Origin of the sequence: Staphylococcus sp. EG-SA-10 (assembly GCF_017151945.1) — a bacterium.
Lineage (GTDB): Bacteria > Bacillota > Bacilli > Staphylococcales > Staphylococcaceae > Staphylococcus > Staphylococcus aureus.
This window is the reverse complement of sequence record NZ_JACVZJ010000048.1, coordinates 1-1,324: the sequence shown is the minus strand read 5'-3', so window position 1 is coordinate 1,324 and position 1,324 is coordinate 1. Positions and strand designations below refer to the sequence as shown.

The following is a 1,324-nucleotide window of genomic DNA, read 5'->3' as shown; positions in this document are numbered from 1 at the left end:
AGTCAAGTCCAGACTCCTGTGTAAAATGCTATACAATGTTTTTACCATTTCTACTTATCAAAATTGATGTATTTTCTTGAAGAATAAATCCATTCATCATGTAGGTCCATAAGAACGGCTCCAATTAAGCGATTGGCTGATGTTTGATTGGGGAAGATGCGAATAATCTTTTCTCTTCTGCGTACTTCTTGATTCAGTCGTTCAATTAGATTGGTACTCTTTAGTCGATTGTGGGAATTTCCTTGTACGGTATATTGAAAGGCGTCTTCGAATCCATCATCCAATGATGCGCAAGCTTTTGAATATTTTGGTTGATCGATATAATCATGAATCAATCGATTTTTAGCCTCACGCGCTAAGTTAATATCTGTGAACTTAAAAATTCCTTTAACAGCTTCTCTGAAAGATTTTGAATTTTTTTTAGGAATGGTGGTAAAGATATTTCTTAGGAAGTGAACTTGGCATCTTTGCCAACTTACGTTGGTGAAGGATTTTCTAATGGCAGAGACTAATCCTTTGTGCGCATCAGAAATAACGAGTTCCGTACCTTGTAAACCGCGTTCTTTTAGGTATTCAAAAAATGTTGTCCAGGTCTCTTCGCTTTCGCCACTTTGAATCATGAAGCCGATAATTTCACGGTCGCCATCTTTGGTTATTCCAATCGCTATATGACAGCTTTTTGAGAGTACTCGATTTTCTTCTCGTACTTTTATATAGAGTACATCGGTCATTAAGTAAGGATAATTTTTTTCTGATAATAAACGATTCTGCCACTCGTTAACCATAGGTTCTAGCTGTTCTGTTAAGCTAGAAACGAAGGACTTAGAGACGGATTTACCACAAAGTTCTTCCACAATTTTTGATACTTTACGAGTTGAAACGCCTGATACATACATTTCCAACATTGAAGCCATGAGGGCTTTTTCGTTTCGTTGATAACGTTCAAACACTGTGGGTGAAAAATGGCCATCACGTGTTCTGGGTACTTTTAATTCTAGCGTGCCTACACGTGTCGTAAAGCTGCGCTCATAATAGCCATTTCGTTGACTTTGTCGGTTTTCTGTTCGTTCATATTCTTTTGCTTGAATATATTCTGTTCGTTGATTTTCCATTAGTTGATTAAATACCGTTGTTAAAATATTTTTAGAAACGTCATCCTTTACAGAATATTCAATAATGCTTTGAATCTCTTCGCTTTTCAGTGTAAAATGTACTTGGGTCATGTAAAAGTCCTCCTGGGTATGTTTTTGTCGTTAAAAACATTGTACCGTAAAAGGACTGTTATATGGCCTTTTTACTTTTACACAATTATACGGACTTTATC

At 36.3% G+C, this 1,324-nt stretch carries 1 protein-coding gene; it reads right to left on the bottom strand.

Translation table 11 applies throughout. The annotated features are described in order from the left end of the window. Positions 1–50: 50 nt before the first annotated feature. Positions 51–1,223 (bottom strand): IS256-like element IS256 family transposase, encoded by a 1,173-nt coding sequence (locus IDG45_RS13700; RefSeq protein WP_000195429.1) that lies wholly within the window; start codon positions 1,221–1,223, stop codon positions 51–53. Between the last annotated feature and the right edge of the window lie 101 nt (positions 1,224–1,324).